The organism is Paenibacillus xylanexedens, assembly GCF_007676705.1.
GTDB classification, from domain to species: Bacteria; Bacillota; Bacilli; order Paenibacillales; family Paenibacillaceae; genus Paenibacillus; species Paenibacillus xylanexedens_C.
On record NZ_VEBF01000005.1, the window covers coordinates 1 to 26,111 of the forward strand.

17 protein-coding genes are annotated in these 26,111 nt (G+C 43.0%); 1 reads left to right on the plus strand and 16 read right to left on the minus strand.

Going from position 1 to position 26,111, the window contains the following annotated elements:
- Positions 1 to 257: 257 nt before the first annotated feature.
- The 12 genes from FS628_RS22930 to FS628_RS31480 all read right to left on the minus strand — a co-directional run bounded on the left by FS628_RS22930 (position 258) and on the right by FS628_RS31480 (position 16,100).
- Positions 258 to 1,385 carry a Ger(x)C family spore germination protein gene (locus tag FS628_RS22930; protein ID WP_145325306.1) on the minus strand — a complete coding sequence of 376 codons (1,128 nt, stop codon included), beginning with the start codon at positions 1,383 to 1,385 and terminating at the stop codon, positions 258 to 260.
- Positions 1,382 to 2,476 carry a GerAB/ArcD/ProY family transporter gene (locus FS628_RS22935; RefSeq protein ID WP_145325307.1) on the minus strand — a complete coding sequence of 365 codons (1,095 nt, stop codon included), beginning with the start codon at positions 2,474 to 2,476 and terminating at the stop codon, positions 1,382 to 1,384. Before FS628_RS22935 ends, FS628_RS22930 begins: the two co-directional genes overlap by 4 nt.
- A 3-nt stretch (positions 2,477 to 2,479) precedes the next feature.
- Positions 2,480 to 3,973, minus strand: a complete 1,494-nt coding sequence (locus FS628_RS22940) for a spore germination protein (RefSeq protein WP_145325308.1) — start codon at positions 3,971 to 3,973, stop codon at positions 2,480 to 2,482.
- A gap of 352 nt (positions 3,974 to 4,325) precedes the next feature.
- The gene (locus FS628_RS22945; protein WP_145325309.1) at positions 4,326 to 5,228 is read right to left on the minus strand and encodes an AEC family transporter; all 903 of its coding nucleotides are present in this window, start codon (positions 5,226 to 5,228) and stop codon (positions 4,326 to 4,328) included.
- A 79-nt stretch (positions 5,229 to 5,307) separates the two neighbouring features.
- Positions 5,308 to 6,741 (minus strand): aldehyde dehydrogenase family protein, encoded by a 1,434-nt coding sequence (locus FS628_RS22950; protein WP_145325310.1) that lies wholly within the window; start codon positions 6,739 to 6,741, stop codon positions 5,308 to 5,310.
- Positions 6,742 to 6,761: 20 nt separating this feature from the next.
- Positions 6,762 to 7,493: a GntR family transcriptional regulator gene (locus FS628_RS22955; RefSeq protein ID WP_145325311.1), complete on the minus strand. Its 732-nt coding sequence runs from the start codon at positions 7,491 to 7,493 to the stop codon at positions 6,762 to 6,764.
- Positions 7,494 to 7,523: 30 nt separating this feature from the next.
- The gene (gene sftI, locus FS628_RS22960; RefSeq protein ID WP_145325312.1) at positions 7,524 to 8,927 is read right to left on the minus strand and encodes a sulfoquinovose isomerase; all 1,404 of its coding nucleotides are present in this window, start codon (positions 8,925 to 8,927) and stop codon (positions 7,524 to 7,526) included.
- Positions 8,928 to 9,041: 114 nt separating this feature from the next.
- Positions 9,042 to 11,078 carry an alpha-glucosidase gene (locus FS628_RS22965; protein WP_186327932.1) on the minus strand — a complete coding sequence of 679 codons (2,037 nt, stop codon included), beginning with the start codon at positions 11,076 to 11,078 and terminating at the stop codon, positions 9,042 to 9,044.
- Between the two features lie 37 nt (positions 11,079 to 11,115).
- The gene (locus FS628_RS22970) at positions 11,116 to 11,787 is read right to left on the minus strand and encodes a DUF4867 family protein (RefSeq protein ID WP_145325314.1); all 672 of its coding nucleotides are present in this window, start codon (positions 11,785 to 11,787) and stop codon (positions 11,116 to 11,118) included.
- A 110-nt stretch (positions 11,788 to 11,897) separates the two neighbouring features.
- The gene (locus FS628_RS22975) at positions 11,898 to 12,566 is read right to left on the minus strand and encodes a transaldolase family protein (protein ID WP_145325315.1); all 669 of its coding nucleotides are present in this window, start codon (positions 12,564 to 12,566) and stop codon (positions 11,898 to 11,900) included.
- Positions 12,567 to 12,704: 138 nt separating this feature from the next.
- Positions 12,705 to 14,123, minus strand: coding sequence for an MFS transporter (locus FS628_RS22980; RefSeq protein WP_145325316.1), 1,419 nt, complete (start codon positions 14,121 to 14,123; stop codon positions 12,705 to 12,707).
- A gap of 870 nt (positions 14,124 to 14,993) precedes the next feature.
- Positions 14,994 to 16,100: an exosporium leader peptide gene (locus tag FS628_RS31480; RefSeq protein WP_440131307.1), complete on the minus strand. Its 1,107-nt coding sequence runs from the start codon at positions 16,098 to 16,100 to the stop codon at positions 14,994 to 14,996.
- A gap of 1,133 nt (positions 16,101 to 17,233) precedes the next feature.
- On the opposite strand from FS628_RS31480, the gene FS628_RS22990 reads away from it, so the two are divergent.
- Positions 17,234 to 17,836 (plus strand): hypothetical protein, encoded by a 603-nt coding sequence (locus tag FS628_RS22990; protein ID WP_145325318.1) that lies wholly within the window; start codon positions 17,234 to 17,236, stop codon positions 17,834 to 17,836.
- A 123-nt stretch (positions 17,837 to 17,959) separates the two neighbouring features.
- Here FS628_RS22990 and FS628_RS22995 read toward each other — a convergent pair whose 3' ends face one another.
- From FS628_RS22995 to FS628_RS23010, 4 genes are all read right to left on the minus strand, one after another.
- A complete protein-coding gene (locus tag FS628_RS22995) occupies positions 17,960 to 18,763 on the minus strand; it encodes an undecaprenyl-diphosphate phosphatase (RefSeq protein ID WP_145325319.1) in 804 nt (267 codons plus the stop codon).
- A 176-nt stretch (positions 18,764 to 18,939) separates the two neighbouring features.
- Entirely contained in the window at positions 18,940 to 19,116 is a 177-nt protein-coding gene (locus FS628_RS31490; RefSeq protein WP_186327933.1) for a hypothetical protein, read from the minus strand.
- A 254-nt stretch (positions 19,117 to 19,370) separates the two neighbouring features.
- Entirely contained in the window at positions 19,371 to 20,975 is a 1,605-nt protein-coding gene (locus tag FS628_RS23005; protein WP_145325320.1) for a glycoside hydrolase family 43 protein, read from the minus strand.
- A gap of 24 nt (positions 20,976 to 20,999) precedes the next feature.
- The gene (locus FS628_RS23010; protein ID WP_145325321.1) at positions 21,000 to 26,105 is read right to left on the minus strand and encodes a pectinesterase family protein; all 5,106 of its coding nucleotides are present in this window, start codon (positions 26,103 to 26,105) and stop codon (positions 21,000 to 21,002) included.
- Positions 26,106 to 26,111: the final 6 nt, after the last annotated feature.

The window sequence follows — 26,111 nt, forward strand, 5'->3', positions numbered from 1 at the left end:
CATCTTAACAGATGTCTTTTTTCTCTTGTCTACTAAAAGGGGATAATACCAAAATAGCGACTTCAATAGGAATATGTTCTTGTCCCTCGACAGTTGTATTTGAATGCAACATCGGGAAAGTTGATCCCTCATCTGCTCAATTTCTTTCCAAGATGGTACGCAAATCTTATACTCCGCTTCCCTGCAATTTCTAACCAAGTGTAGAAAAAAATTTACATGACTGCATGACTAGTTTCTTAAGAATCCAGGATACTCGATTACTCTACTGCTCCAGTGGCGCCGATTCGAAGATCAACTTCCACATCAAAATGTGCTCGGGATAGTTCTTTCCCCCAGTTGGCCTGTGCTTCCTTGTATAAGGGATACTGATATGCCCTGGCATAAAAACCATACCCGAAAGGATCGATATTATAGTTTTGGCACTTTTTAATAAGCGCCTCCATGCTTTTTTTCATTTCCTTGCTTAATTTATTTGCCATTTCCTCGGAATTTCCCAAAAGTTCAAATTCAAGAAACTTTTCAGTTATGCTGACGATCGACTTCACTTTAATATTGAATTGAAATCTGCCATTTTCATGAGAGGATTTCGTTTTTACCGATATGTCACCTAAAGTAAAACTCACTTTGTCGATGTTAAATGGCATGGTTTGTTGTAAATCATCAACTGGAAAAGTGAGACTGACCCCTGGTTCAGCTTCATTTTTCAAAATGTGAAGAAGTGACGTCTCCTGATAGGTCAGGGAAGTTCTGTACTCCCCTTTGCGGGATAAAAGAGTCGTGCCTTTTAGCATGATTTTATTATTTTCGATCTTGATTTCCGAGATGGAAGGCGTCATTGCTCGATCATACAGTTGTCTATGTAGCTCCTGCGCGGTTGTTTTTACAGTAGCTGAACTTCTGCTCCCTGAATCGACAATCGCTTTTACAAATAAAGGTAACGGCGGCTGATCTTTGGCTTGAAAATTGAAAATATCCGCAATAGAACCGTCAAAAGCAACGATCCGGTCGGTAATCGTATTGCGAGGATCGCGGAACGTGACATCAAGTATTTTAAACCAATCCTTATATTGGAGCAATTGTTTGCCTACAATGATGACTTGAAAATTACGTCCCGCAAGCGAACCCGAAAATTGGGCATCCTGCTGATTCCTCGACTGTCTTAAACCTTCTGCAATTCCTTCCCCTTCGCGGCTTTTCTTTTGAATGTCTTTGCTGAATACAGGTGCTGAAACATAATAGTGGAGCTTTTTATCTTTGACATCCAATCCAAGAGCCAAGGGAACCGTTGCATCTTCTAAATTGGTTTTGTCATTGGCGCAACCTGCGAGCACAGCCAATAATATACAGCACACCATCGAGATAATGAATTTCCCGACCCATCTCATGTGCGTTGCCCCCCTCCCATCTTTTTGCGGATCGCTACATACAGAAGAACGCCTGCAGGCAGAACAAACTCCATGATAAATCCAATGTAATTAAGTGCGTAGTTTATTTGCGCAGATTCAATAAAGCCAGGCCGATAGAGGAAAAAGCTAATTTCTATGACAATACACCACACGGCAAGGTGGTATCTTTCCTGCCCTTTTCCCACCAGCGACGCAGAGCATCTCGATACGAGATACATGGAGGGAATCCATATGCATGAGAACACAAACACATAAAATGCAATGAATACTACCTCTACCCGCTCAATAAACTGAAATTCAATGGACTTCATTATGCTAATTACCGGATCGTTATACTCCCCGATCTCATCAGGGCTAAAATACACGTAACAAATCAGGGTGATCCCCAAGTAAACAATACAAGTGAGCGTGTTGGAGATTATCATGGCAGGTAGTGCCTTTTCTTTGTTAACTAGATGGGGGTAGAGAAACAAAACCAGACCGATGCCGAGCATCGGATAGATCATAAATTTTATGGATGAAAGAACAGGAAACCATCCCTCTTTAAAAAGCGGCAGTAAATAGAGCCAATGTGCACGACTAAGTGTAGATACATAAATGAACGGAATCCATAAGGAGAGTATCGTGACAATTTCGCTGTACCGCCCGATTGCCTGAAAGCCATGCTGCGCAATCTGGAATGTGGGGATGAGCAGCAGCAGGACTAGAACATAGATATATGTACTCGGCAATAACCATAATTTAATGACAAGTGAAGCAATCATATAACCGTCATATGCCAGAAGCAAATAATAGGCCATAAATATAAAAGAAGCTGCTTTTGCTGCCCACACGCCGATATAACGCTGAATCAATTCGAGTATTGTGCTGTCTGGATTATATTTCATCAGCTTGACGATCACTATGGAGGCTAATGTTGCCAGCCCCCAGCCCAAAAAAATCACCATCCAGCCATCTGTCCCCGCATGCCTTGCAAGTTCTCTTGGAATAGACAAAAAAGCAACACTGATTTGGAAAGAAGAAATGATAAGAATGAATTGAAGCATCGTTACCGGGCGTAATGACTTCATGTTCTATTTATTCTCCTTCCATCCTCTGCTTTTCCCCTGTCTTTTTGACTGGCGTGAATTCGTGCTTACTGGGCGGTTGTTCATCATCCACAAAGGTACCCGCAGTATGGTATCCTTCCAATCCATGGCCCTAAATGGGGCTATAGGCGTGCTATAGGAGATACCGAGCGAGTTTAATGTTATTAGCCGGCCGATGAAGCTCATCATGCCCACGACCAGTCCGACAAACCCGAACCAGGTAGCTAGTATCATCATCATGAACCGCATGATGCGTACAGCTGCCATCATGTCTTGATTGGGAATAATAAAAGATGAAATAGCCGTAAAAGCCACCACGATAACCATTACATTGCTGATCAACCCTGCCTCCACAACTGCCTGTCCAATGACAATACCACCGACGATTCCTACCGTTTGTCCTACTGGAGCTGGAAGGCGAACTCCCGCTTCCCTTAGTATCTCAAGTGTTATTTCCATAATAATCGCCTCTACAAATGGCGGGAAAGGAACTTGCCCTCGTGACTCACCAAGCGTTAATAGGAGCTTCATTGGTATAATCTCAAAATGAAACGAAATGACGGATATAAAAATTCCAGGCAAAAAAATAGCGATGAAAAAGGCAAAAATGCGCAATATTCTGAGGAATGACGAAATGGACCATCGGGAACTGTAATCATCAACCGTCTGAAAAAAAGACATGAATGTAGCCGGTGCAACCAGAACACTTGGCGAACCATCGACTACAACCACACAACGGCCCTGCAGTATTTGAGAAGCAGCCGTATCCGGTCTCTCTGTCGTAATCATTTGGGGAAGCAACGCAAGCGGTTGGTCCTCAATAAATTCAGCCAATTCTCCAGTGTTAATGATGGCATCCACCTCGATGGATTGAATCCGTTCTTCGAGCGCTTTAATGATGTCCGGTTGGGTCACATCTTCCAAATAAAGCAAAGATACTGGCGTTTGTCCCCGCTGTCCAACAATATACCGCTTCACCTTTAACTCTTTGTCCGCAATATAACGACGGATCATGGCTATATTTTGAGAACCTGTCTCTATAAATCCTTGATGTGCCCCTTTCAGTGAGGGCTCCTGCTGAGGATCCTCAACAGCGCGTTGCGGAAACCCTTTTGTATCCAATGCGTATGCAGTATTTCTTCCTTCAATAAATAACACGCTGTAGCCGAGTATAATGGAAAGTCTGAGCTCTTCCCACTTGGAGTGAGGTTTTACATAACCCACTGTTGTAATGAAATCTCCGGAGGGATTTCCGGTTTCTAGTTGAAGCGGAGCAAGAACATTTTGATTAAGCGACGTTTTGTCTGTCAATTCTTCCATATAGATTATAGCGGCTAGTTCTCCGGTCTGTTTTATGCATAATTTTCGGATGATTAAGTCGGGAGTATTCGTAAAGATTTCTTCAATTCTACCCAAGGATTCATTCAAACTTTTGGTGATATTTTCCTCTTTCGTGTTCATGGCAGATTGTTCATCCATTACCCTTACCTCCCTTCTTCCAGCAACATTTCCTTATTATGACGATTATTCTCCTCGATATACATCGCGGTTTGTTCGCAGGTACACTTTACAATTTGAAGTCAACGTTTCATCTCCGTCAGATCACTATTTCGAAAGGTATTTATGTGCAAATATTCCGTTTCCGAAAAACAGTTACATATCATCGGAGTAAAGATACAATCATATTTCGTTTTATCCTGCACTTCAGTATTCATCATAAGTACACATACAAGAAAGCAGCCCTTGCGGGCTGCTCCTTAAAACGCTCTGAGAGTTCTGTATTAGATGTGCTTTTTCTTGCTGTCAGCCTCTTCCCCTTCCTTTTGAAATCTTACAAAATAAATGAAAAAACAATCGGAAGTGTAATAAGGCTTACCACAGTACTTACCAAAGTGGCACCCGAAACAAATTCAGGTTCAGTACCATATTGGAGGGCATACATTGTCGTATTCGCTGCAGTCGGCATGGCCGCCATAATAATCATGATCTGTTTTACCATTGGATCCACTGGAAGTACTAAGGTGAATAGATATGCAATAAACGGGGAGATCATAAGCTTAACTAGCAAAGAATAGCCAAGTCTTGTTTCCTTCATGTTCTTAAGTGAAATATTAGCAAGCTGCATCCCTAGCACAATCATGATCGTAGGAATAGCGGCATCCGCGACCAAACTAACCGCCTCTAACACAGCACTGCTCAGCGGTATTTGTAACAATTGAAATGAGGCCCCCAAGATACCTCCGTATACAATTGGCATCCGCTTAACCGCTCGTAATGCAGAGCCGATTCCATCTCCTTCCGGACTTCCTTTGGCAGCATAATATACACCTACTGTACACATCACAATCTGTTGAATGACCATTAAGACGATAGCTGCATCAAGCCCGGTCGCTCCGAATAACAACAGCACGACAGGAGTACCATAATTCCCGTTGTTCATGAAGGAAGAAGCCAGAATAAGGCCACAAGTTTCTTTCATCGAATACTTTTGAAAATATGCGAGCAGATAAACAATCAAGATTAAGAAAAAGCACAAGGCAAACGTATAAATCGTAAGATACAAATAATCCATATTAAAATCTGTCGTATAAAACGTGCGGAATACCAATACCGGAGACATTAAATATAACGCCATTTTTGATATATTTTTCGTTTCAAATCCTATTCTCTTCTGCCCTACATAACCGATCGCAAAGATTCCGAATATAGGGAGTAGTATAGATAGAAATTGCATTTCATTCACCTACATTTAAGTTAATTGCATAGAAAAAAACCTAGAAACAAAATATGCCTCTAGGCTGGGTATCCATAACTCACAGATTAAAGACGATGATCCGTTCCTCTGTCATTTCTTCTATTGCATATTTAGGGCCTTCTTTACCATTACCACTTTTCTTGACTCCACCATATGGCATATGGTCTACACGATATGCAGATGCATCATTCACAATAAGACCGCCTACTTCAATTTCACGCGCTGCCTTCATGGCGAAGTTCAGGTCATTGGTGAACAAACCTGCTTGCAGACCATACTCGGAATCATTCACACGTAAAATGACTTCTTCTTCACTAGAGTAAGTAGCAACAGCAACCACTGGTCCAAAGACTTCTTGTCTGCACACTTTCATATCATCGAGAACGTTGCTCAAAATGGTAGGATAGTACATGGACCCTTCACGTTTGCCACCAATCTCAATCCGCGCTCCTTGTTCAACGGCTTCGTTAACCCAAGCCTCTACCCGTTGCGCTTCACTGAGACGAATCATTGGACCAACATCCGTTTTCTCATCCAAGGGGTTTCCAACTACGATTTTCTTCGTATTCTCAATGAACTTGGCAAGAAAAGATTCATATACATTTTCATGCACATAGATCCGTTGCACTGAAATACATACCTGACCTGCATTATTAAAACTTTTCTGCGAGACAAGCGCAGCAGCTTTATCTAGGTCAGCATCTCGATGAACGACAGTAGCGGAGTTATTCCCTAGTTCAAGTGCCACTTTACGGAGTCCTGCCTTGGATCGAATTAACTCCCCGACACGAGGACTTCCTGTAAAAGTAAACATGTTGACATCATCGTTTTCCAATAACCATTCTCCTATTTGTGCTCCATCGCCTGTCAGTACATGCAAACGTCCATGGGGTAGACCAGCTTCTTTCAATACTTCTGCTAGCATGATTGCACATATAGGGGTTACTTCTGCTGGTTTTAATACTACGCTGTTACCCGCTGCAAGCGCAGGCCCAATCTTATGGCACACGAGATTCATTGGCACATTAAATGGAGTAATGGCTGCGATAACACCAACAGGGACTTTGACGGTAAAAGCCAATCGATTCTCCGAACCAGGGGCTGCTTCTACCGGAACACCTTCGCCCTGAATTCGTTTCGCTTCTTCAGCAGATACCTGCAGCGTTTGTGCTGCACGCTCTACTTCACCGCGGGATTCTCTAATGGGTTTGCCAACTTCTGCTGCTAAAATCTGAGCAAATTGCTCTTTTCTTGCGAGGAGCAAATCAGCTGCTTTTATCAATACTTTATAGCGTTCATAAGGAGCAAACGGCTCTTTCAATGCTTCTTTGGCGAACTTCACTGCCTGGTCAACATGTGCTTGCGTCGCCACAGCGACTTTAGCAGCAGGTTCTTGGGTGTATTTATTTTGCACCGTCATCGTTTCTGCAGTTGTTACCCACTCGCTGTTAATGTACAGTCCGTATGTTTTCACTTCTATTTCGTTTACCATTCAGATCACTCCTCCTAGCATTATCGTGTAAGCTCAATATCGTAATGATATTTGTCGCTACGGAATTTCGTCGTTGTATATTCAAGTGGCTTATCATCATAACCAAAACTTAGTCTTTGCATTTCCAGCAAAGCTTCTCCACCACGAATACCCAGTAAGTCGGCCTCGTATAAAGTCGCATTAATTGCAGACACCTTATCCTTAGCTCGTTTTAAATACACACCGTTACTCTCAAGAATCTCATAAAATTTGGCATCATTTAAATCATGTTTCTCCAAAATCTTTCCTATGGAAGCTGGCCAACAAGAACGCTCAAGGGCGATCGGAGTCTCATCCGTAAAACGAATTCGTTCAATAACAAGAATCTCTTCCCCTTCCTCCAGCTCAAGCATCGAAGTTTCATAATATAGATGACTCATAAAACCAACACGTAACAATCTGGAATTGGGTGTCAATCCTCGTTCGGTCGCTTCTTCAGCAAGACCCTTTAATCTACCTAAACTCCCTCCGAAAAGAGGCTGTGCCTTAACAACGGTTCCTCTACCTTGCGTTTTCTCCAGCAAACCATCTTGTACAAGCATATTGATAGCCTGTCGAAGTGTTGTACGGCTCACATCAAATTCTTGCATTAACTCCTGCTCTGTCGGTATAAGGTTACCTGGTGTCCATATCTTATCTTGTATTCTTTGGATAAGAACTTCTTTCACTTGTAAGTACAGAGCTGCCTGCTTATTAGGAACGTTCTTCAACATATCAAACTCCTTTTGCTTTCTTGGGATCTTTTAATTCTCGGATCCAACACCAGTTAGCAAATAAGAGGCCCTTTTCTCTTTAGTTCGCGGTGCAGCGTATAGTTTGGTATCAATACGAAGCATACGACCTAATTCAATGAGTTCATCTGCAACATCTCCATATACGAGCGCGAAGTGAGGTTCATAACCTGCGTGCATCATCTCATAGAGAGTTTCCGTTACATCTGTTTGTAAAGCGACTTCAACTGAAGTACCTGAAAAGGGCTGCTCCACATCTAGTGCCTTTCCTCTAAGAACTAAAAGGCGATATCCTTCTGGAGTATGACTTACTCTAAAGATAGTCACTTCTCCTGCTTTTAATCCAAAATCCATGGCAAAACCTATTTTTCGATTCGGATGTACACCAGCTGTAGCACCTGTCGCTGGGTTAGCGAGAGAATAGGCACCAGCACCACAATGCCAGAACACAACCGAATTGGAATCTTCATTCACATGAACAAGATCGCCCAAATATGGTGCATTTCCTCCAGAAAGTTCTCTTAAAATAAACATGGATATGGAGCCGTGAATATCCGACTCACATGATGTAACCAACCCATCCTCCGTAAATTGAGAGAGTGTAGAGCAAGGTGCTGCTCCTAGTTCATTAAAGAAATCCGGCCAACAGCGCATCGCAAGGGCACTAATTTCTTCATGTTCAATTTGCTTTTTGATATACGTTGAGAACTGAGCAAACTTTTTGACCGTCTCATCCTTGCGATTAAGTCCAATAACTTGCTTTTCTGCTCGATCAACTTCAGGGGTCCATTCTTCTTCGGGAAGATGTACGCATTCATCAAATGCTTGTTGCAGATCAAACTTCTGCAAAGAAACGCCAAGCGCCTTTTTAAGTTCAGGTTCATCGGTATCCGAGAAAAAGAAACCTGGGGGATAGTCACCAACAACGCCTATTTTCATTTTGCTTAAGTCTTTTATGACCTTCATGACTTTCATTTCTTTGAACAAACGGATTTGAAGAGCTTCCTCATCCGGATTTCCAAGCACAAAAGCAAAAGGATGGTTATGATTACGTAGCACGTTACTTGTGCTATTTCCTCCGGTGAGTGAATTTAAGCGCAATCGCCCGCCTACACTCGGTTCACGGACCGACCATACAATCACAGGTTCGCGGAAATAATCCAAAATTTTGACCATGAATTCTCCATCGGCAAAAGTGACGCTTTGATAAAGGATTGTATCGATCTCCTGATCTTTCACCGATTCTAAAAAGTCCTTCAAATATTCTGGCGAGGTCAGGATCTGATTCGGGGCGATTACCCCATCTCCATATAACTTCGTCAGCCAATCTAAACTTTCTCTATAGTAGGTTTCCGCTATTTCCATATCAAATGTTAATCGTCCAATAGGTACATATAAAATAGTGGTTTGTGTCATGGAATTGCCTTTGCCTCCCTAATATAACCACCTCGAACATTGGTAACTATCATAATATCATACATCATTACCTTTGCACGAGGTAATTACGTGTCGAAGTGAAAAAACGTTAGATTACAATTGTCCTACTGTATTAAAAAGATCCTTCCACATTGAATCCTTACGATAGAAAACAGGAGGTTGACCTATAGGAGCTGCAACGGTTACCGTCCCACCTCTGTATTCTTTACCAGTCCATAGATGAATCCACTCATCTTCTGGCAGATAAAGTTCCCATTCGTTTTGTGCTTCTTGATGAACAGGAGCGACGAGCATATCTTTACCGAACAAATATTGATATTGGATGTCATACGTCTTCGGATCGTTCTCATAATGCATGAATAACGGGCGTTGCACAGGTATCCCGCGTCCTGCATTTTCTTTAACAAGAGACTTCGTATATGGAGCAAGTGTTACAAAAATATTCGACATTCTTGCAAAGTGCTCGAGTGTTTCTTCATCTCCGTCATATTGAAAACAATCATCGGGACGATTGGCTTCATGGGTACGCATCATAGGTGTAAAAGCGCCCATATCCGCCCATCTCATCAGTAATTCTTTGGAACGTTTATTGCCATGCAGACTGGTGTATCCCCCAATATCACTGTGATGCAATCCGCATCCAATCATGCCCGAGGACAATGCAGCCGGAATGACCGAAGCAAGACCATCGTCAAGCGACCAATCTACACTCTGATCTCCACCCCACAGCATGGTGGAATATTTCTGAACGCCGGTATAACCTGCACGCATGAAATACACAATTTCACCGAGTTTACCTGCTTCAGAGACAGCATCATAATTGGTTTTCGCCCACATCGTTGGCCAGGCATTATGCATGAGTTTGGGATCACTACCGTCACTGAGTACAACATCTGTCGGCAAATACTCTCCGAAGTCAGCCATCCACCCGTCAAGACCAAAATCAATCATATTCTCTTTGATCACTTGCTTGTACCATTCCGTTGCCTGTTCATTTGTGAAGTCTACAACCCCACAATAAAATTCACCAAAATCAACAAGGTACGTTCCGCCTTCTTGATTCCGTGCAAGATACTCTTTTTGTTCAGCTTCTTTATATAATTCACCCTCAACAGCAACATAAGGATTAATATATCCGAGGAAACGGACTCCTTTGCTTTTCCACTCCCGAATTTTCGTATCGAGCTCTGGATATTCCTGTGGATTCCATTCCCAATTCCACATTAATCGCTTTCCGAAAGAAGTAATACGCTTTCCTTGCCAGTCCTGGCACCATACGCCTGCCACTTTAATTCCTTTTTCTTCTGCAGTAGCCAGTTTCTCTTCTACAACATGGGTACCGCCTTGGATCCCAAGAATAACTCCGTTATATACCCAATCTGGCAGTTCGGGTTGTCTTCCAAATAGCGCTGTGATCTTCTCGACCAAACCAAGGTAAGTTTCCGCAGTTTCAAACAGCATGTACTGTGGGACTTCCCAAACCTGAAGTTCATGAAAAGAATCATTACGGAAGTCAAAATCAGCGTAAGCTGTTGTTTCTGTGTGACAGTAGTATTTTTGGGTAGAAACATACGTAGGCTGAGGAAAATTCGTATTATAATAGTCTCCGCCCGCTTTGTCTTTAACATCCGCTTGCCAGGTTATATAACTATTTTTGTTCCGGCCTACTCCGGGCTCTGATGTCCACAGAGGGAAATTTTTGCCTCTCAAATTGAAGTGTGATAATTGTTCACCGCAGCCATACACTTTCTCAGTCGGATCTGCGACTATACGAACCCAGAAACGATTGATTTTGGTGTCATGCTTCGTATACTCAAGTTTCAATCGATCACTCTCGACCTTGACCTGAAGGGAAAGAACGCGCTCGCCCTTCTCATGTCCACAAAAATCGATGTGATATTCCCCGTTCTCTTCCTGAACTTGGGTATAACGTAGAGCCACACGCTCAGAGATATAGTCCTTAATATTGAAATTACCCCGATACATGTCAATGCTTTCTTCACCGTATCCTACATAAAATGCAGGTTGCTCGATACTATGTTGCAGGAGAAGAACTCCGTTAAAATGGACTTCAAAGCCTTGATTCAACACTGAAACTTTCAACCCTTTTGACATGCTAATACTTGACATCAAACTCTCTCCTTTCTATTTGAAAACGTTTACGAATTTAGGTATATATACGAATGTTCTCGCCTTCAATGCCCACATGAGCCCCTCGGCGAACGAGCATTTCTCGCTCAGGATGGACAAGCAGCCATTTATTTTTCATAAACAGTAATTGATCTTCATCTCTACGCTTTTCGCACGTAAGATTTAAGGGCTCATTCGTGCCAGCTGGTAAAATGACAACGGTTTTGAATCCTTCCTCTTCGACCTTACAAGGACCAAAATGCAGCGTAGTACCATATAATTCAATAGCAGTGCCTTGAGGGACATAGAATGCAACAACTTGAGCTGAATCATATGTTTTGTTATTGATATCTTGAACTTTCCCAACTAAAAGAACCATATCGGTTACAGCAATATTGATCTCGCTGCTTTTGTGATATTCCAGCCCATTCAGCGTCGAATTGGCACCATTACAATATCCGATTTGAATAGGTATTTCTCCGTAGAAGGAGGCTTCAAGCTGTGTTTTGACCCTTGATTGTTCCATCTCGGGAACTGATGCTACGTATTCATTCTGATCTTGAGGAATCTGCAGATTGTTCATGTATGGCAGTAATTCATCAAAGGAATAACCTTCAATAATGTTCCCGTATTCCAGGAAAGCTGTATCTTGAACATGATAAAAAGAAAGATGATTGTTCTTTTGTCGAAGCCGTTCATATACAGTCAAGATCATTCTCTCCCCTTTACGATGTCGGTAAAAGCTGCCTCCAGCGCCGCAGGTGCATGACTTGGACTTGGAGGCACTTATAATGGAACGTCTATAACTTATGAGAGCACTTATTCTTCAGTCTTGGTTTGATCCCAAGCATTGCGGAATTTATCCAATCCATAGGTTGTAAACGCATGATGGAAGCTTTCTCTGAATACGTCGAAGCCACAAGTTACGATATCTGCACCGGCTTTTGCAGCATCGACAATTTGTTTACCGTTACGAAGAGCAGCCACAATGATTTCGGTATCAAACTTATAATTCTTGTAGATGTCTGCTATATCTTGAATGTATTGCGTAGTATCATCACCGCTATTTTCTTTCCATCCAACAAATGGAGATACGAAACTTGCTCCGACTCTTGCAGGTTGAAGCGCTTGGGAGGCAGAGAATACAAGGGTCACATTCGTTTTAATCCCCTCTTTTTCAAGCTCTTTAGCTGCAATGAGACCGGATTCAATGCAAGGGATTTTAACAACAAAGTTGTCCGACAACTTGGCAAGTTTTCTGCCTTCCTCTACCATGGTTTTCGCATCATCGAGGTGAGGATTGATTTCAACCGAAATCGGGAAGTTTTTGACGCCTCTAAATTCCGAAGCGAATTCATCTAGCAATGCAGTTAAAGGTTTGCCGCTATTCATAACGTGGCGAGGGTTTGTTGTCACTCCATCAATAGCCCAATTTTCATATGCATAACGGATCTCATCAAGAATAGCACTGTCTAAAAAATATTTCATATCCAATTCCTCCTAAGAATAATGTGGTATACATAATTATCTTTTTTTATAGGTAGTAACCTTTATATCATCATAAGTAAATGCCACTCATTTTTCAAGGGGGTGTTTAAAATTTGTCATTAATAATCAAACTGACCTTTAAACCGACGCCTCATTTCTCCGTTCACTCAGATCCGACACAATCTGTTTATACTTATCTTCAGACAGTTTATAGAACCAAGCCATAACGATAATCGTAGCAAGAGCTAGCACACCTGGGTAAATAAACATCAGTCCACGAATACCAGCAATGGCTTCACTGCTCTGTACCACGTTAGGCACATAACCTACGATTCCAAGTACTACCCCAGGAATAAATCCTGCAAGCGCTTGCGAGAGTTTACGGCAAAATGTAAAGAACGAATAAACAACACCCTCCGAACGAGTACCTGTCTTCCACTCACCGTACTCAACAGCATCGGATACGAGTGCCCAGTTGAGACTGTTCACGAAAGAGCTGCCAAAGAAAGCCAAGCAAGCCATAATAATAAAGGTCGTTGCATTATTCGCAAAGAAAAAGGCGAGTCCATCACCGGCTGCCCAAATTGCACAACCTAGAATATAAGTATATTTTTTACCGATTTTTTTAACGAGACTTGGGACAAGGGCAACACCGATAAATACACATCCGATACTGAAAAAGCCCATATACGGAATAATGGAAACATCTTGAAGGACGTATTGCGCATAATAGATCTGAACAGCGAGTTTTACGTTAAAAGCTGAAAAAGTAAATAGATTAACCAGGCAAAGAATCAGAAGGGGTGCGTTTTTAAATAAGCCTTTGTAGCTATCAATAAGATTAATTTTCTTCTTATCTTGGTGAGGCTTTTCATAAACAAATCGTTCTTTCACGTTGGCATAACAATATAGTTGAAAGAGCACCCCCACCAGGGAAAAAACAACAACTCCAACCAAATATCCTGTGGACTGGCTATCAAACATCAGTACAATCGGCATAAAACCAACCGTAGTAATTAGCAGCCCTAAATTCGAACCTGCTTGACGGAAGGAAGCAAGCTGCGCTCTCTCTACGGGATCTTTCGTCATTGCGGGTACCATTGAACCGTATGGTATGTTAGAAATACTATATACGGTACCAAATAACATATAGGTCGCATAAGCCCAAATCATTTTACCTGTTAAGGTGAAGTCCGGATTTATGAAACTTACGACAGTAACTAGAGCAAGTGGAATCGCAGTATAAAGAATAAATGGTCTGAATTTACCTCTAGGTCCGATTTTTTTTCGGTTATCCACCCAAGTTCCTACCGTAATATCCGCGAAAGCGTCCCAGATCTTGGTGATCAAGAAAATAAGTCCAGCAGTTGCAGACGGCAGACCAAGTGCATCCGTGTAGAATTTAAGAAGATAAATCTGCCCTAAATCGAACATGAAGTTGTTACCAACATCCCCCATACCGTATGCTATCTTTTCCTTGAGCGTTAATTTCTTCTGTGATGTCTTGAGCGGCGCACTTGGAGCCGTCTGACCGGAAGTGGCAAGATCTGTTTTCATGGAAATTCTCCCTTTCTGTTCACACAATGAATGCGCTATCAATTAAAAATAAAAAAATGCATCTACTACATAAATCGATTTTTTTCCATTTTACAGCCCCTCTCTAAAGGTGAGTTGGTTATGCGTTTGTTTGGATTATAACATAGTTATCTTTAGAGTAAAAGTAGTGACCTTTGATTGGAATTTTTTTCATTTAAATTAGGTAGTGCCTTCACTAACACCAAATCAATTTTGTATCTAAAATTATACTAAGGATTTTCATAGAGAAATGAAACAGTTAAATACAGTTAAATATTCTCATCAACGTTGGTACCATGTTCTTAATTTCCGCGTGGAACTGAGTTCTTGCCTTATTTTAGAAAAATGGCTCTTAATACAAAAAAACGTTATTTAGCGAAGCTTAATATAATGTACTTTAATCTCGCTTTATGAGTTCCATCATGATACTTTTTTAGATAATCACCTGATCCGAAATGTCACATTGTTCTTGTCCCTCACGGTGTCAGAACTTAATACACAAAGACCCACCGTTACCAATGAAAGATTGGATGATGGGTCTCGAACGAATATTCTAAGTCTCACATAAATCTGTTATGACGATAGTGTCTTGTTCTTAGGCCGAAGTTTTTTTAAATTCGGTTCAAGCGATACATAACAAACAGAAGCTAATAATAAAACTAAGGCAATAATTTGAAGTATACTCAAACTTCTAAAATTATCCAAACTATAAAATACCCGAGAACCGATTGAACTATTCTGCCCATTAGTTGAACAAAAAGCAGCCGATCACATTGATCAGCTGCTTCTTTGTATTATTGAGCTATTGTTTCCCGTTAGCTTAGAGTGTTTCAGTGCTTGCTACTTACCACTTTAAAATGGCGGAAACTTTGCTGCGATCCGGTCCAATGCTTCTTGCACTGTTGTGGGAACGGGAGCACTCCAGTTCGCCGGATTAGCTGGTATATACGCTAATCCGAACGCATCGTCAACCCGAATTAACGTTGTCCCCGTTCCGATCAGTGTGACCCGGGTGCGTATCGGGATCGAGTCAACAGTCGCCCGCACCCGGGTCGCGACGTTGTTAACGCCATTTACGATCAATCTTCCCGAGTTCGGGTCAGGGTTAAAAATGTTCTCCGTAATCGCAAAGCTGGTCAAATTCAACGGATCGATTGGAATATGACCAGACTGCACGTTAACGATGACATTCCCATTTATTCCACCGCCAACTAAATTTACCTGTGTATCTGTCGTAGCCTGTGAATTGATCGTAATATTTCCGCTGGAGACGAAGGATGCAAACATCACCATATTGATTCCGTTTTGCGTATATCCTGCGGAAAGCATTGAATCCCGGATATTCACCTGGTTGACGGAAGTGGTTAGCGCCGTAAAAACCGGCGTAGGTGTCATATTCACGCTGACAAAGAACAGCTTTCCACTGAAGCTGCTAGCTGTCGCAAAGTTAAAATCAAGTGGCCCTGTCAGTAAAGTCAGGTCCACAAAGCCCGAACGGTTATCATTCACGAACCCGGTTTCAAACCAAGACGGATCGACAATGTCGAAGGGAATGGCCAATCTCGTTAATAACGTACTCGTTCCCACCAATTGGACGTTGGCCTTCAGATGAACGAGTGGTTCCGTGTACGTACCCGGACCAATCGAAATTGCATACCGTTTTGTTGGCGTTGCATCAACGATGGACGCCATCGCAGCCGTGACCGTCAAAAATGGTAGACATTCCGATCCGTCGGCGGTCAGATCGTTACCAGCTTTATTCACATAGACGATTTGGGTAGCTACAGGCGGCGGTTCGATACACCCCGGACCCGGCGGACCTTGCGGACCTGGCAATCCCGGCATTCCTTGCGGACCTTGTAATCCGGGCATTCCTTGCGGACCCGGAGGACCCGGCAGTCCCGGCAGTCCCGGCAGACCCGATACACCTGCTGGTCCTTCGGGTCCAAGTACGCCAATTGCTCCTACAAGCCCTTCAATTCCTTGGGTTCCCAGAGCTTCCGCAATTCCTTGAGGACCGAGTTCGCCAATTGCTCCTACAAGCCCTGCAATTCCTTGGGGTCCCAAGGCTCCCGCAATCCCTTGGGGACCGAGTTCGCCAATTGCTCCTAAAAGCCCTGCAAGTCCTTGGGGTCCTAGGGCTCCCGCAATTCCTTGGGGACCGAGTTCACCAATTGCTCCTAAAAGCCCTGCAAGTCCTTGGGGTCCTAGGGCTCCCGCAATTCCTTGGGGACCGAGTTCCCCAACTGCTCCTACAATTCCTGCAAGTCCTTGGGGTCCCAGGGCTCCCGCAACTCCTTGAGGACCAGCTTCTGCAATTGCTCCTGCAAGTCCTTGTAGTAATTGCTGTCCTACAAGCTTTCGGGATCTAACAATCACCTTAGGCTGAGGACACTTCACTCGTATAAATTTTTTATTAACTTGAAGACGACGTAACTTTCTTTTCCCATTTGGTGGGCAATCGATTATGGTTATTTTTTTACAACGTTTCTTTCTTTTCAGACCACTCAACAACAACACCTCCATATAAGCCGTGGTTCAGTGTATGTGAGTTGTTTATACTAGGAATGGACTAATAACCTGCCAGGTTATTGGCGGACTTATTTTTTTATTCCATCTATCCTGCCCGTTAGTTGAACAAAAGCAGCCGATCACATTGATCTGCTGCTTTCTTTGTATTATTATGCTATCGTTTCTACGTTAGCTTAATCTTGTTCCTAAGTAACAATCATTTTAATATCATCTACCCTATAGCCGTTAAAACCATCTCGATGAAACGTCATCTGAACTGTTTCTGGCTGCTCTCCTTTCATCACTGTCATTCCCAAAAAACTTAAATGGATCGGATCGGTAACACATGAATGTTCATGAATTAATTCCTTATTCGGCTCATCTACTGCTGTAATTGACTTCGTATCGATGATACTTGTGGAGACCCGAGCCGATTAAATTAGGCATTACCTCCGGATCGGCTTATGACTGGGAATCGCCCATCAGGTATTTAATCTTTTATTGAGCGGTCTGAATAAAAAGTCGAGATAAGCAGATAAATAACTCAAACAAAGGTTTCAGTAGTTTCAAGGAGGATGTTTATGAAGAGATTAATGATGAAGTTCTTATTAGTACTTATTGGGTATGGGATAACAGGAATAATCCCTTCCATTAGTGCTTATTCTGAAGCTGTATTGCCTAAAGTTGATAAGGAAGCTCACTATCCGATTACGTATTTTGATTCACTAAGTGAAGCAGTTAAAGAATATCAAAAATTAACATCTAAAAATCCTGTATTAATACCAACATGGTTACCCAGTGAATCATATTTGAAAAGTATACTCATTGTTGGTGATGGTGCTATTCTAACAATGGAATACGTAGGTGAAGATCTGAAAGTTCGAATTCATGTTAATCCACAAATAGAACGGTCAGATTTTAGCAAGAGTAATACAATCAACATAAATGATAAAACAAAGGCTGAGTATAAGGAAAACCATTTCCTTTATGCATTGAGTTTTGATAATGAAGGTAGAAATTACATGATTCTTATTGACAAGAAGAATGTTAAATCAATCAATAATGTTAATTCAATCAATAATATCAGTAAAGATAAAGCAAAAGAGTATATGATTAAGATCGGACAATCCTTAACTCCATTTAAAGGGAATACTAAATCCATTCAACTAGATCCAAAAAGTTGATCAAATTTGCTCTGAAAGTCACTCAAATAAGTTAATTCCATTAAACTAACCTGCCCGTTAGCTTAATGAATTTATGGGTGAAATACCGATAAAATAAGAGAGTTTATAAATTATAGTTTACAGTTACAGTATGACGATTAAATAGAAAAGGGCTGCTAATCCAAAACGGTATAGAGCAAACCACTCCAATCGAAGTCGCTTGATCAGTCTAATAAACGTTACTACCGCAATCATAGCCACAAGAAAGGATGTCATAAAGCCAATTAACATTAGATAAAAATCGTCTAAACTAAGTAAATCGCGGCTATCATATAAGTCCAACAAGGTAGCACCAAACATAACAGGTACAGAAATAATGAACGTAAAATCTGCGGCAGCTTTTTGGCTAGTACCGAGCAAAAGTCCACCTGAAATCGTCGAACCCGATCTCGAAAAACCTGGCCACAAAGCTAGACATTGGAATAAGCCAATCCCAAAAGCTTGTTTGTAACTAATCATATCAATTGTATCAACGCTGGTAGTTCTCTTACTCTGTGCTGCGATGATCATTAACAAACCACCAGCAACTAAACCAATTAAGACAGGTGTAGGGCCGAATAATTGACTTTTTATAGTGTCCTTTAGTAGAAGATATACGATTAATGCTGGTAACATAGCCAAAATCATATGTATTACGTTTAATCCTTTACTTTTTGAAAAGTCCATTTTAATTAAGTTTGACCCAATCTCCATATACCTTTTCCAATAAAGAATTAGAACTGCCATCACTGCACCCAACTGTATAACAATTTTAAAGGTTATTGCCGCGTCTCCCTCAAAGTTAAGTAAATTGCCTGCTAAAATAAGATGTCCAGTAGACGATACGGGTAAGAATTCAGTTAAGCCTTCTATTATGCCAAGTATTATTGCTTTTATTACATCAGTCATTAGCAGATATCCCCTTTACGAAAATAAACTCGCTTAACAAGTTCAAGTATAAGAGTAAATGACTATATATTCCCATCGATTAGCATAACAATATTCATTTCAGTGTGACATTATTGTCACATCATTTAAATGATATACAGATCATATTGATGTATCTTGTTAAACTAACCTGCCCTTTAGTTGAATAGCGGCAGATTCTTCAGCATTGTCAATGTAATCTCCGCTATCTCGGGATCATCTAATTCTGTCATTAGCATTATGTACTGGAGGACGTAGGCGTTCAATGTTCTTGGACTATATCCCTGAATTCGTTTATCAGCCTCATTTAGATACCACAACTCACTTAACTTCATAATAAAACCTCCCCTTAGAAGCTAATACATCTAGGTTTGCTTCCAAAGAGAGGTTTTAATCTTCTAACCTGCTTTAACTAACGTCTCTCGGCAAGTATTGCTGGACTTTGTTATTAATACAAGGCTACATGATTACAGATGAAATTATATAACCGTTCCCTGGAGGAAGATTAGGAAACGGCTACAGTTTGAATGTTGTCTTGGTATATTGTTAACTTGAGGTGATTACCTGAAGAATAGCATTCAGTTAAAACTCAATCCCCTTTGTAATCAAACCAATCAAAATCAACAAAAGAAGAATTTGTGATCTCGTAGTGTAATTGATCAACACTGTCTACTGAGTTTAAATCGACTTGTGTGCTCGCATACATGCCGATGTATGTTCCCGTAAATCCCCCAGCACGATCCGTACTGAGCAACCGACCATCGGCATTTTCGACTAACACTTCCCATTCCTCAACATTAGTTAAACGATAATAAAAACTGTATTGCTGTTGTTGAGCCTCCACTTTCAACTGGATGATGCTGGTGTTCCAAGGTATTGAACCCAGCAGCCTTTCCTCACCATTTTCGCGCTCCACAAGTTGAATGACAGGCTCTCCTTGTTTTAGTGTTAACTCAAATCGAAAATGGTGATCCGCGTTATGAAAAAGAGTAAGACCGGCTGCTTCTCCTTCATGTTGCGGTTTGAATTCCAGTTGTGTTGCTGCGTAGAAGCACAAATGTTGTTGACGGCGTCCCACAAATGCCGGGTTTCCTGAATCCGTCAGTTGGTCGCTTTTCAATCTTAATCGCAAATGTCCCGGTCGCTGAGTTAAGCTCCAGAACTCGCCGCGCGGAGTTCGCAGGAAATTCCACTCTGGAGACAAACGGGCCTCGTCGAAATCCTCTCTAACAGGTGTATTTGGCCACTTCATTTCAGGCAAGTCTGGCGATATTGTTTCCAGTTCCAGTCTGCCAACACCCGGACTGACAACGGGCCACTCCTCTTCCCATCGAACAGGAGTCAGGAATGTTTCCCGACCCAGGTTCCGGTAATATCCTCCAGCCGTTCTGGATGCAAGGCAAAACAACCACCAGTCGCCTTGCTGGGTCTCAATTAATTCGGCATGGCCTACATTCACGATTGGATAATCTCTACCAAGATGCCGATGTGTGAGAATTGGATTGGCTCGGTGACCTTCAAAGGGACCTGTGATGTTGCGGCTTCGTGCAATCGTTACCGCATGTGTATGGCCGGTTCCTCCTTCTGCAATTAACAGGTAATACCAGTCATCTTTTCTATAGATATGAGGTCCTTCCTGAGCATGGGCAACTTTGAGCGCCCCCTGCCAGATGCTCACTTTTTCACCAACAAGCCTGCCCTGCTTCAAATCAATTTCCTGGAGCCAGATATCCATATGTTTGGGATAGTCCTGTCCAGCTGGTGGGATTCGATTCCCGGTGTAATAGGTTCGCCCGTCTTCGTCAAAGAAAAGTGACGGATCAATACCTGGCGCATCATCCAGCCATATCGGATCAGACCAGTCACCTGACGGATCAGTAGTAGTTACATAGAAGTTATGTTCCTTCTTTTCGTTATCAACAAATGTAGTAATCATATAGAATGTGCCGTTATGATAACGAATCGTTGGAGCCCATATGCCCCGAGAAGGCATAATCCCATCCAAATTAAGCTGTGAAGTACGATCAAGAACATGGCCTAGCTGCTGCCAATGAACCAGATCTTTACTATGGAATAACGGTACGCCCGGAAAATATTCAAAACTGGACGTAACGAGATAATAATCTTCTCCTACACGAATGGCCGACGGGTCTGGATGAAATCCCGGCAACACAGGGTTGCGAAATGTTTTCACGTGAAGTTCTCCTTCATTAATATGTTATGGATTATCGATCTCAGCATTCTCTTGCACGATTGAAAGTTCTAAAGCCGGATTCCAATCATCCGCTCCTGCAAAGAGCTGGTCAGGCAGATACTTCTCTGCTTCTTCTGCAGTCAACTGAGTCGTCCAGTTAAAACGTGCTTTGGGAGTCGCTCCAGGCCCATAACTGGCAAATTCGGCAAAACGTGCCGTACGTTCATTATCCAAGTTACTCCAGTTATTCCATCCGGATGAACTGATGTGATTATCCATATAGCTGTTGATATAGACTACATTGGCATAAGGTCTCCACGGTCTGCCAAGAGGTATCGTACCAGCAAGACCTGATTCGCCAGTAATGCGGCTATTCAGGAATATATAACCAGACTTCTCTTCCGCAGTGGATGCTGCTGTAACGTAACCACTGCTTAAGCTGTGAATGACGCTGTTCTCAAACAATGCAGTTGCATTGCCAAAGATAAAGTCGACATCACCTTCAATATAACTGTCCACATAATATTGTCTTCCATCGTTTACATAGAGTGTGTCCTGCCATCCCTTTAGGCTAACGTCCCGGAATACCAGACGATCACCGCGAGCTAACAGAGCAACCGCTTGACCTGCATTGTCGCCAGCATCATTCTGTATTGTCAGATGCTCAGCCGTAAAATCGTTTGTCTGCACCCGAAAGCTATAGCTGCCTGAGGTGCCGAGAGGATTGCCGGATGAATCCAATGTGCTGGCAGAATCACCATAGATCAGCACAGTACCCTCCCGGCTCTCGCCAATGATTCGCAGATGTTTTTTGCTGGACGGTACATCCAGCTTCTCACGGTAGACTCCGTCCTTGATTCGTATGATGGTAGGAAGCGTGCTATTGTCAGGAACCGCATGAATGGCTTCCTGAACCTGTTCATATTGTGCACTTCCATCAGATGACACTGTTAGAACGGGTGCAGGAATTTCAGATATTGGAGCGGACGACATGCTCTCGCCAACTTCATTAAACGAAGTAATGACGTAATAGTAGGCAGTGCCATTGATTAACTGTGTATCAGAAAATGAAGTATCATCTACACTGGAAGCTACAGTAACGAACGGCCCTTCGGGTGATTCACTTCGTTTCACTGCATAATACTCAGCTCCCTCGGCTTCTTGCCAAGCAAGAGAGATTGTACTTTCATCTGGCTCTGCACGAATCTCCGACGGAGGCTGAGGCCTACCATCATCCAATGCTGGTCGAGTGCCAGCGGCTGCGGAGTCAAGGCTTCGTGTACCTTGAGCAAGTGCAGTCACCTTGTAATAATAGGGCTTACCGTTCACTAGTCCTGTATCCAGATAGGAAGTTCCAGATTCCTGATCAGCAATGACTTCGTAAGTTCCAGTCACGGACGTTGCACGCTTGATCACGTAAGTCGAAGCTCCTTCTATAGCTTCCCACGTGATAGAAACGGATTCGGGAAGAGGCTCTACTGTGACTTTAGGGGTAGATAGAGCCATGGTCGGTGTTACAGCAACAGGGGCAGAATCTGCTCCCTCTCCTCCAATACCAGTGGCAGATACGACGTAATAGTAGGTCGTTCCATTATCCAGTCCCCCATCCCGAAACGTAGGAACAGACGTACGAGACGCCACAGTTGTATACGGGCCTTCAGCCTGCAAACTTCGTTTTACTGTATAGTAGTTAGCTGCTTCGACTTTTTCCCACGTTAATTCTGCTTGTGCATTTCTAGCAACAGCCATCAGACTCTTAGGCACTTCCGGCCGCACAGCATCCTCCGAGGGTGTCACTGAAGACGTATTCGAGTTGCTGCTCTCGCCCAAAGGACCAACGGCCGTCACGACATATGTGTAGGTCGTTCCATTGGTGACCTCTTCGTCAATGTAGGTTGTCTCAGTTAATTCAGAAGCAATCAATTCATAGTCGTTCTCGGACTGGATACTACGCTTTACATTGTACGTAGAAGCTCCATCCGCTTCCTCCCAGTGTAATCTCACCATACCATTGCCTGGCTCCGAGCGTAGCCCTTTAGGAGAACTAACTGGTTCAACATAGAGTTTTACATTGTCATAGAACAACGTTCCTTTACCCGTGCCTGGTGTTCTGGCAAACATTCGTCCAACACCATCAGCAGCCACATCGGCCTGGAACGGCACATTATCTGCGACGCGCACATCATCAACGTATATATCCGCTTTTTGCGAGGCTACATTGCCAACGATCTTGAAGCTGTACCAGCGGTTATTGACCGGTGCATCCATTAATTTGTAATCTTTGCCGTCTTTTTTGTAAATTAGCGTATATTGGTCCTCTGCTACCGGAGCAGAAGGTTTGCGTAGCTCGATGGAGAGTGCGGTGCGACTTCCCGTTCCATTTTGCAATTGCAGTACCGTTGATGTGCCAGGCCAGCCTTGAGACATAATATCAGCTTCAAACACAAAGCTGTCCCGTTGTGCTGGAAAGGATCTCACGAATTGAGAAATGCCAACCCCATTGTCGTACAGCATGAGCGCTTTAGAAGATGAGTTCCCCGTTGTTCCTGTAGGAACAGGCGTCACAACGACTTTGAGATCGGCTGTCTGTGGATCAGGTAATACAGTGTAACTTGCTGGGGTTGTATTTATTTCGATATCCTCAAAATCATCATTTATATCATGAATTGTCTCCGGCTCTCCTTCCGCTGATGCACTAGCTTCATTTGAGTAGAAGCTTGTGCCATGATCATTCGTAGCCTTTACAGCGTAATAATAGGATTTACCTACAGTTAGATTGGGATCTGTGTAGCTGGTGATCGTGATACCCTCTTGCTGCAAAGTGTATGGCCCACCAGGAATCTCTGATCTATATATCGAATAAGAGTCCGCACTTTGCACTTCATCCCAATGTAAGTGAATGGACTTGAGATTTGGCTCAGCTACAAGTTCAGTGGGTGCTATTGGGAAATCAGCAGGCAACTCCTGAACAGATGCATTGGAGAAAACAGATGTATTGAGCTTATCAACTTCATCATCCGGTTTGGAAGCATCGGCTGCCAATCCGATATAGACCGTTTCGTCTGCTGGGAATGATTGTGAATCGATAACAAACCAGTCGTTACCATCCTGGGATACGAGTGAGTTCACTTGATCCCCAAGTCGCACAAGCTTTACCCAATACGGGAGTGTAACCATACCACCTTTTTCCTGATGTACAACTTCGTTACCTGCTCCATCACGAACGAGGCTAACTGCTTGTTGTCCACCCTTCACATAAGTGACCATGGCGGCAATAAACGGGGATGACGCATTCAGACTTTTACGAATCATGACACCTGCTTCCGCACCATCATCGGTAGCTGTCACCTGATCAACTCTAGCTACAATCTCACCATTGCCTTCTAAGGCTTGGTAAGCATAGTGGAAATGATCCGTCTCTCCACTGATATCTCCAGCTGATTTTACCGTAACGTCAGTATCGTTAGCTCCCAATTGGGTATGACCCGTAATGCCCGGTTCTCCAATATCGGTGGATGACCAAGGGGCAATACTGTTCTGCTTGTGAACATGTACCGTGACATTGTTGGACTGCGTTGAAGTACCTGATTCATCAATTGCTCGGGCAGTGAGATAATGTGTGCCATCCTGCACATTTTCCCAAGTCAACGTGTAAGGCGCTGTATCATCTTCCCCCAGTTTCACATCGTTTTGGTAAAATTCCACTTTGGCAATGCTACCGTCAGCATCAGAGGCAAAAGCAGTGATCTCAACGGAAGAGCCTTCTGTCTGAACGGTATGGTTGGCAGGTGATTGAATTTCAACCGTAGGATTAATAGATCCATTGCCAGCAATGCTGTTCAGATATACTTCCAGATAGGTATAACCTGATTCATGTATCTCATTGCGGTCAGCAGAATCATTAGGATCGAGTCCCATGCTGATCTCCCATTCGTCAGGCATACCGTCATGATCAGAGTCAACCAGAGCTGACGTCGTTTCCTCGAACTCAAGGTAACCCCCGACTTCCTTTTGCGAATTAATATGTTGTCCGGTGCGATTCTTCACATCATTTACGATTCGTGCATCGATGGCGTCTCGTCTTGGCAGACTTGCACCTGCCTTTGCAAGGACTTGCTCATAGGCTATCTCTGCATCGTCAATGGATGCGGGATTAGCCATCTGCACTGGCGAGAGTAGTTTGGAATCTGGATTCGCAAGTTCACCCACACCTAACCAGTTGTCCGCTGTGACATCGGGATAACCGTCCACGACATTGCCACTCACATGTATACGTGTATCAGGGCCAACATCGAGGAAAATTTGATCCCGGGCGTTGCGATACGTATTCGGACCATATTTATAATAGTTATTCATGAGGTTATAATTGCCTTCCTCACCGCCATAAGCAGAGAAGAACCCCCAATTATAGACAATATTGTTGTAGGACTCGGTATTAAAACCAGGAGCTCCTGCAAATCTTGGGTTACGGCTCACATTGTGAGCAATGATATTGTGATGGTAAGACGTGTTGTTCCCGCCCCAGATGCCTGCATATCCATGTCGACCCTTCTGATGCGTGGTCATCAGCATGCTCTCAGCAATGACAGACCACTGCACAGTTGTATTCTCGTTGGCGTACATACTCAGCACTTCATCGACAGACCAGGTAAACGATGAGTGGTCGATCATAATGTTTTTGTGGTATCGCCCGCCAAATACGTCATCCTCACTTGGGTGCTTATCCCCGAGCCGAAAGCGCATATGTCTGACGATAATGTTATCCGCTTGGAATGTAGTCCAATAATCCGATACGGTGATGCCTTCTCCTGGAGCTGTCTGTCCAGCAATCGTGATATTAGAACCGGTAATCGCCAGAGGGGATTCCAGATGAATCGTTCCTCCCACTCTGAATACAACGGTTGTATCGCTGTGACTAACGGCATCTCGAAGAGATCCGGGGCCGGAATCGGAGAGGGTGGTGACTTCATACACCGATCCTCCCCTACCACCTGTTACGTACTTACCGCCACCTTCAGCACCGGGAAATGCGGGTAATAATGGAGTAGCTTCATCTTCTGCAGCAACCATACCTGGTAGCACACTAAATAACATTGCAACGACCAATACGAATGATACAATTCTTTTCAACGAATC

Coding starts and splice junctions, on each gene's coding strand:
- FS628_RS22930 (WP_145325306.1), bottom strand. CDS start 1,385: ATGAGATGGGTCGGGAAATTCATTATCTCGATGGTGTGCTGTATATTA.
- FS628_RS22935 (WP_145325307.1), bottom strand. CDS start 2,476: ATGAAGTCATTACGCCCGGTAACGATGCTTCAATTCATTCTTATCATT.
- FS628_RS22940 (WP_145325308.1), bottom strand. CDS start 3,973: ATGGATGAACAATCTGCCATGAACACGAAAGAGGAAAATATCACCAAA.
- FS628_RS22945 (WP_145325309.1), bottom strand. CDS start 5,228: ATGCAATTTCTATCTATACTACTCCCTATATTCGGAATCTTTGCGATC.
- FS628_RS22950 (WP_145325310.1), bottom strand. CDS start 6,741: ATGGTAAACGAAATAGAAGTGAAAACATACGGACTGTACATTAACAGC.
- FS628_RS22955 (WP_145325311.1), bottom strand. CDS start 7,493: ATGTTGAAGAACGTTCCTAATAAGCAGGCAGCTCTGTACTTACAAGTG.
- sftI (WP_145325312.1), bottom strand. CDS start 8,927: ATGACACAAACCACTATTTTATATGTACCTATTGGACGATTAACATTT.
- FS628_RS22965 (WP_186327932.1), bottom strand. CDS start 11,078: ATGTCAAGTATTAGCATGTCAAAAGGGTTGAAAGTTTCAGTGTTGAAT.
- FS628_RS22975 (WP_145325315.1), bottom strand. CDS start 12,566: ATGAAATATTTTTTAGACAGTGCTATTCTTGATGAGATCCGTTATGCA.
- FS628_RS22980 (WP_145325316.1), bottom strand. CDS start 14,123: ATGAAAACAGATCTTGCCACTTCCGGTCAGACGGCTCCAAGTGCGCCG.
- FS628_RS22990 (WP_145325318.1), top strand. CDS start 17,234: ATGAAGAGATTAATGATGAAGTTCTTATTAGTACTTATTGGGTATGGG.
- FS628_RS22995 (WP_145325319.1), bottom strand. CDS start 18,763: ATGACTGATGTAATAAAAGCAATAATACTTGGCATAATAGAAGGCTTA.
- FS628_RS31490 (WP_186327933.1), bottom strand. CDS start 19,116: ATGAAGTTAAGTGAGTTGTGGTATCTAAATGAGGCTGATAAACGAATT.